At 72.5% G+C, this 6,002-nt stretch carries 7 protein-coding genes and 5 tRNA genes; 5 read left to right on the forward strand and 7 right to left on the reverse strand.

All coding sequences use genetic code 11. The annotated features are described in order from the left end of the window. Positions 1-17: 17 nt before the first annotated feature. The 4 genes from ACZ6ZR_RS17375 to ACZ6ZR_RS17390 form a co-directional block, all read right to left on the reverse strand. Positions 18-89 (reverse strand) — tRNA-Val (locus ACZ6ZR_RS17375). A gap of 30 nt (positions 90-119) precedes the next feature. Further along, positions 120-191 (reverse strand) — tRNA-Val (locus tag ACZ6ZR_RS17380). Positions 192-228: 37 nt separating this feature from the next. Then, positions 229-299, reverse strand: a tRNA-Cys gene (locus tag ACZ6ZR_RS17385). A 40-nt stretch (positions 300-339) separates the two neighbouring features. Beyond that, positions 340-412 (reverse strand) — tRNA-Gly (locus tag ACZ6ZR_RS17390). A 291-nt stretch (positions 413-703) separates the two neighbouring features. On the opposite strand from ACZ6ZR_RS17390, the gene ACZ6ZR_RS17395 reads away from it, so the two are divergent. The 3 genes from ACZ6ZR_RS17395 to ACZ6ZR_RS17405 are packed head-to-tail and all read left to right on the forward strand — an operon-like array spanning position 704 to position 3,442. Next, complete coding sequence (locus ACZ6ZR_RS17395) at positions 704-1,717, forward strand: chorismate-binding protein (RefSeq protein WP_465643128.1); 1,014 nt, start codon at positions 704-706, stop codon at positions 1,715-1,717. Between the two features lie 17 nt (positions 1,718-1,734). Then, positions 1,735-2,553, forward strand: coding sequence for an aminotransferase class IV (locus tag ACZ6ZR_RS17400; RefSeq protein WP_465643168.1), 819 nt, complete (start codon positions 1,735-1,737; stop codon positions 2,551-2,553). A 46-nt stretch (positions 2,554-2,599) separates the two neighbouring features. Further along, on the forward strand, positions 2,600-3,442 hold the full coding sequence (locus ACZ6ZR_RS17405) for a GNAT family N-acetyltransferase (RefSeq protein ID WP_465643130.1): 843 nt from the start codon (positions 2,600-2,602) through the stop codon (positions 3,440-3,442). A gap of 11 nt (positions 3,443-3,453) precedes the next feature. Here ACZ6ZR_RS17405 and ACZ6ZR_RS17410 read toward each other — a convergent pair whose 3' ends face one another. The 3 genes from ACZ6ZR_RS17410 to ACZ6ZR_RS17420 all read right to left on the reverse strand — a co-directional run bounded on the left by ACZ6ZR_RS17410 (position 3,454) and on the right by ACZ6ZR_RS17420 (position 5,215). Then, the gene (locus tag ACZ6ZR_RS17410; protein ID WP_465643132.1) at positions 3,454-3,960 is read right to left on the reverse strand and encodes a DsbA family protein; all 507 of its coding nucleotides are present in this window, start codon (positions 3,958-3,960) and stop codon (positions 3,454-3,456) included. A gap of 28 nt (positions 3,961-3,988) precedes the next feature. Next, the gene (locus ACZ6ZR_RS17415; protein ID WP_465643134.1) at positions 3,989-4,558 is read right to left on the reverse strand and encodes a CGNR zinc finger domain-containing protein; all 570 of its coding nucleotides are present in this window, start codon (positions 4,556-4,558) and stop codon (positions 3,989-3,991) included. A gap of 243 nt (positions 4,559-4,801) precedes the next feature. Further along, positions 4,802-5,215 (reverse strand): SsgA family sporulation/cell division regulator, encoded by a 414-nt coding sequence (locus ACZ6ZR_RS17420; RefSeq protein WP_030056266.1) that lies wholly within the window; start codon positions 5,213-5,215, stop codon positions 4,802-4,804. 195 nt (positions 5,216-5,410) lie between these two features. On the opposite strand from ACZ6ZR_RS17420, the gene ACZ6ZR_RS17425 reads away from it, so the two are divergent. Together ACZ6ZR_RS17425 and ACZ6ZR_RS17430 are read left to right on the forward strand one after the other, a co-directional pair. After that, positions 5,411-5,839: a TIGR02611 family protein gene (locus tag ACZ6ZR_RS17425; RefSeq protein ID WP_465643136.1), complete on the forward strand. Its 429-nt coding sequence runs from the start codon at positions 5,411-5,413 to the stop codon at positions 5,837-5,839. An 87-nt stretch (positions 5,840-5,926) separates the two neighbouring features. Next, positions 5,927-5,998 (forward strand) — tRNA-Val (locus ACZ6ZR_RS17430). Positions 5,999-6,002: the final 4 nt, after the last annotated feature.

The raw sequence follows: 6,002 nt of genomic DNA on the forward strand, positions 1-6,002 counted from the left end.
ACTGCGGGTACTGCAAGTGCGCGATACTGGGATTGAACCAGTGACCCCTTCCGTGTCAGGGAAGTGCTCTCCCGCTGAGCTAATCGCGCCTGGTGAGGCCGTACTGCGGGTACTGCAAGTGCGCGATACTGGGATTGAACCAGTGACCCCTTCCGTGTCAGGGAAGTGCTCTCCCGCTGAGCTAATCGCGCGGGGAGGGCCCCTGGCGAACCAGGGGCACCTCATGTGAGGTGGAGACGGGATTTGAACCCGTGTACACGGCTTTGCAGGCCGTTGCCTCGCCTCTCGGCCACTCCACCAGGCAACTCACGAAAAACGATCTTACCCTGTTCTCCGTCGAGCGGACGACGAGATTCGAACTCGCGACCCTCACCTTGGCAAGGTGATGCTCTACCAACTGAGCTACGTCCGCCTGTCTGTCGGGGCCCTTCACCGCTGTGTTGCGGCTCCGTTTCCCGGCGACGTGTTGAACTTTAGCGGATTCCTGGGCCAGCTCAAATTCCGTTCCCGCAGCGTGCCGACGGGGTGCCCCCCGAGACCCCCCGAGCTGGCACCTCGTCAGCTCGCCGGGCCCGCCGCCGGACCCTCGCCGCCCGACGTCGGACACCCCCGCCGACCTACACTTCGAAGCACCCCCGCACCACCCTCACCGCGCAGGAGCACCGTGTCCGGCCGCACCACCCCCCGCACCAGCCCGACCCCCATGGCGAGGTTCGCCGGCCGGCTGGCGACCGGCCTGCGCGACGTCACCTCCGACCCGGCCGCCCTGGAGAGCGAGGGGTACTGGGCGGTGGCGTACGACTTCGAGGGCCGCCTCACCTGCGCCCGCTTCGACTCCGTCCGCCCCGACCCCGCCCCGCCGCGCACCGAGGGCTGGCTCGGGCCCGGCCCCGGGAGCTGGCGCAGCTCGCTCGACCGGGACGCCTACACCGCCGGGGTCCGCCGCATCCGCGAGCACATCGCGGCCGGCGAGGTCTACCAGGCCAACCTCTGCCGGGTGATGACCGCGCGGCTGCCCGACCCGGAGCGCAGCGACATCGACGCGCTCACCGGGCTGCTGGCGCACGGCAACCCCGCCCCCCACGCCGGAACGATCCGCCTGCCCGGGCACGGGGTCGAGATCGCCACCGCCTCGCCCGAGCTCTACCTGCGCCGCCGGGGCCGCACCGTCTCCTCCGGGCCGATCAAGGGCACCGGCCGCACCGAGCACGACCTGCTGGAGAAGGACCACGCCGAGAACGTGATGATCGTGGACCTGGTCCGCAACGACCTCGGCCGGGTCTGCTCCACCGGCAGCGTCACGGTGCCCGACCTCTGCGTGGTGGAGAAGCACCCCGGCTTGGTGCACCTGGTCTCCACCGTGGAGGGAGAGCTGCGCGAAGGGGCGGGCTGGGCCGAGCTGTTCGAGGCCACCTTCCCGCCCGGCTCCGTCACCGGCGCCCCCAAGGCCAGCGCGCTGCGGATCATCGACGCCCTGGAGACCGCCCCGCGAGGCCCCTACTGCGGCGCCGTCGGCTGGGTGGACGCCGACCGGGGCGAGGCCGAACTCGCCGTCGGCATCCGGACGTTCTGGATCGACCGGGCCGACCCCGCCCGCCCGCTGCTGCACTTCGGCACCGGCGCCGGCATCACCTGGGGCTCCGACCCGGAGCGCGAGTGGGACGAGACCGAGCTCAAGGCGGCCCGCCTGGTCGCGATAGCCTCGGGCACCGAGTAGCAGTCGAGGAGCGACACCTGATGATCTGGGTCAACGACCGCCTGGTCGACGAGAACAACGCGACCGTCTCCGTGCTCGACCACGGACTGACCGTCGGCGACGGCGTGTTCGAGACCGCCAAGGCGGTGGACGGGAAGGCCTTCGCGCTCACCCGCCACCTCGACCGGCTCACCCGCTCCGCCGAGGGCCTCGGCCTGCCCGCCCCGGACCACGCGGTGGTCCGCGAGGGCGTGCGCCAGGTGCTGGCCGCCAACCCGATGGAGCTCGGCCGGCTGCGGATCACCTACACCGGCGGTCTGGCCCCGCTCGGCTCCGAGCGCGGCGACGCCCCGCCCACCCTGGTGATCGCGATCGGCACCGCCAAGCCCCGACCCGACACCACCGCCGTGAAGACCGTCCCGTGGCGGCGCAACGAGCACGGCGCGCTCACCGGCCTCAAGACCACCTCCTACGGGGAGAACGTGGTCGCGCTGGCCGCCGCGCACCGGGCCGGCGCCTCCGAGGCGATCTTCGCCAACACCGCCGGGCGGCTCTGCGAGGGCACCGGATCCAACATCTTCGTGGTGCTCGGCGGCCGGCTGCTCACCCCGCCGCTCGCCTCCGGCTGCCTGGCCGGGATCACCCGGCAGCTGGTCATCGACTGGACCGGCGCCGAGGAGGCCGACCTCCCCTTCGAGGTGCTGGCCGAGGCCGAGGAGGCCTTCCTCACCTCCACCCTGCGGGACGTGCAGGCCATCGCCCGGATCGACGACCGCGAACTGGGCGCCCCCGGGCCCGTCACCCTCAAGGCGATGGCCCAGTTCGCCGAGCGGACCGGGGACGACCTCGACCCGTGACGCGGGCGCGCGGATCAGCCGGGGCGCAGCGGGGAATGCACTCCCCATGACCACCACGCTGCGCCCCGAGCACCCCGAGGAACTCCGTCCGGACGGCGGCCGCACCCGGCGCTGGCTGATCTGCGTCAACGGCCGCCCGGTCGGCTCGCTGCGCACCACCGCCACGCCGTACGGCGAGCAACGCTGGGGCACCATCTCGGAGTTGGAGGTCACCGAGGGCCTGCGCCGGGGCCGCGCCACGGTCGGCTCGCTGGCCGCCGAGGAGGTGCTGCGGGGCTGGGGCTGCAGCCGGGTGGACGTCACCGTCCCGGCCGGGAACGAGGCCGCCCTCGGGCTGGCCCGGCTGCTCGGGTACACCGAGCGGATGCGGAACATGGCCAAACACCTCGGCCGCGCCCCGGAGCTCCCGGCCGGCCTGACGGTCCGTCCGATCGGCCCGGACCGCTACGAGGCCTGGCTGGCCGAGGCCAAGGAGGGCTACGTCAGCCACCTCACCGGCTCCGGCCTGGGCGAGCGGGAGGCCAGGGAGAAGGCCGACACCGACCACCGGCAGCTGCTGCTCCACGGCCACGCCACCCCCGGCACGGCCCTGCGCGAACTGCTGGACGCGCAGGGCACCGTGCTGGGCACCCTCTGGCTGACGCTGCGTCAGAGCACCCTGCCGGACGGCTCTCCGCTGGCCTGGGTGATGACGGTGGAGGTCGGCGAGGGGCACCGGGGCGAGGGCCACGGCCGCACCCTGATGCGGCTGGCCGAGCGGGAGTGCCTGGCCGCCGGGGTGGCCGACCTCGGGCTCAACGTGTTCAGCTCCAACGAGGTGGCCATCCGGCTCTACGAGTCGCTGGGCTACCGGCTCACCCGCCGGGTGCTCGGCAAGCCGCTGCTCTGAGACGGTCGGTCTCAGGCGGCCTTGGCCGCGTCCAGGATCGCGACGATCCGCTCGCGCAGCCCGTCCTGGCTCTTGCCGCCGTCCAGGCGCTGCCCGGCGACCAGGTAGGTCGGCGTGCCGGTGATGCCGATCGCCTTGCCCTCGGCCTGGTCGGCGTCCACCACCAGGGTGTGCCGGCCGTCGATCAGCGCGACGTCCATCTCCTCGGCGTCGAGGCCGAGCTCGCCGGCGAGCGCGACCAGGAACTGCTCGCCGCTCTTGGCCTTGGCGAGCTCCTCGCAGCGCTCCAGCAGCGCCTCGGTGAACTCCCACCCCCTGCCCTGGGCGAGGGCCTCCTCGGCGGCCTGGGCGGCGGTGTAGGCGTGCTTGTTCTTCTCCAGCGGGAAGTGCCGGAGCTCGGCGGTGAGGGCCTCGCCGTACTGCTCGCGCAGGGCGTGGAGGTCGGTCAGGGCGGTGCGGCAGTCGGGGCACTGCAGGTCGGCCCAGAACTCGAGCCGGGGGAGGGGTGCGTCGGTCATGCGCCCCAGTCTTCCACCCTTCGCGGCGTCAGCCGGCGGGGACCGCCTCGGCGGAGCGCTGGCGGGCCCGGTAGGCGGCGACGTGCAGGCGGTTGCCGCAGGTGCGGCTGTCGCAGTAGCGGCGCGAGCGGTTGCGGGAGAGGTCGACGAAGACCCGGGCGCAGTCCGGCGCCTCGCAGCGGCGCAGCCGCTCGCGCTCGCCGGCCATCACGATGAAGGCGAGCGCCATGCCGAGCTCGGCCGCCAGGTGGTCGCCGATCGCGGCGTGCGGGGCGAAGTAGTGGATGTGCCAGCCGTGGTGGTCGTGGTTGACCAGCCGGGGGGTGGTGCCGGCGGCCGCGACCACCGCGTTGACCTGCTCGGCGGCCTCCTCGGTGGAGTCGGCCGAGAACACCTCGCGCAGCCGGCCGCGCAGCCGCCGCACCGCGGTGAGGTCATGCTCGGTCAGCGAGTCCACCTCGCTGATCTCCCGGCGGGCCACGAAGGAGTGCAGCGCCGCCAGGTCGGGGAGCTGTTCGCTGCCGCAGGCGTCGGGCGAGGTGTTGAGCAGCTCGACCAGAATGCCGAGCGCGCATTCGGTGTCATGGGTGATCAGCACGTGAGGCTCCTCGCGCGGCGGGGGCTTCGTGGGCCCCGCGTCGGTCGTTCCCGCGACTCTACCGGCACGGGCCGTCACCACGGGCCCCGGACCGACCGGCCGGAAAGGGCGAGGGCCCCGGCGCGCTCCGGTGGGAGCGCGCCGGGGCCCGGCCCTGACGGACCGCCCGGTGGGCGGTTGAGCGTGCGACCGTGCCCCCGAGTAGGACGGACGCGGTGGTGGGACGTACCCCCGCCGGAGCGGTCAGCTTTCGGCGAGGATGTGTGACAGCTCCCGGTCGAGGTCGAAGTGACGGTGTTCGGTGCCGGGTGGCACGGCGGCGTCGGTGCGCTTGAGGAAGGACTCGAGCGCTCGAGCCGGGGCTTCCAGCAGGGCTTCTCCTTCCGGAGAACTCAGGGCGATGCAGACCACCCCCTGACCGTGGCTCCGCGAGGGCCACACCCGGACGTCGCCGGTACCGGTGGGTCGGTGCAGCCCCTCCGCGAGGAGGTCGCGGGCGAACACCCACTCCACGGTCTCGTCGGCACCCGTGTGGAAGGTCGCGTGCACGGCATAGGGGTCGGCAGTGTCGTAGCGCAGGCCCGCGGGGACGGGCAGTGACGACTCGCTGGACACGATGAGGCGCAGGTGCAGCTCGCAGCTGACCGTGGTGTTCATAAGCGCCAGGGCCTTTCGCTCAGTGTGCGCTCGGGGAATCGCACGTCGGCGAACGGACCATCCCACCTGAAAGCCCGGTGTAAACCCGTCTGTCCCGATTCCGGTCCGAGTCGTACCCCTTCCGGCGCATTGCAGAATCGCTACGGAGCCCACGGGGCCCGGGAACCGGGGGGCGGCTCCGGTAGTTTTCGCGGCATGGCTGTACGAAACGACAATCCCGAGCCCGAGGGCTCCCCGGCCGGACCGGCGGCCGACGCCGGCCTCGGCTCCAAGGCGCCGCACTTCATCCGGCGCTCCCGGCCGCTCCACCTCAGCTGGCAGGTGGCGGTCTTCCTGGTCGGCCTCGCCGTGGTCGTGCTCGGGGTGGTGATGCTGCCGCTGCCCGGGCCGGGCTGGGTGGTCATCTTCCTGGGCATGGGCATCTGGGCGACCGAGTTCGTCTGGGCGCAGCTGGTGCTGCGGTGGACCAAGCGCAAGGTCACCGAGGCCGCCCAGAAGGCGCTGGACCCGAAGGTCCGCCGCCGCAACATCACCCTGACGGCCATCGGCCTGGTGATCATCGCCGGGCTGGGCGGCTGGTACCTGTGGAAGTACGGGTTCACCATGCCGTGGAAGCTGAGCTGAGGTCCGGGCCCGCCGAGGGGGAGCCGGGGGAGCACGGAGGGGTGTTCGGAGCACCCCTCCGGATGCGGTAATGTTTTCCCTGCACCCGGGCGATTAGCTCAGCGGGAGAGCACTTCGTTCACACCGAAGGGGTCACTGGTTCGATCCCAGTATCGCCCACCGA

The organism is Kitasatospora sp. NPDC088742, assembly GCF_055584905.1.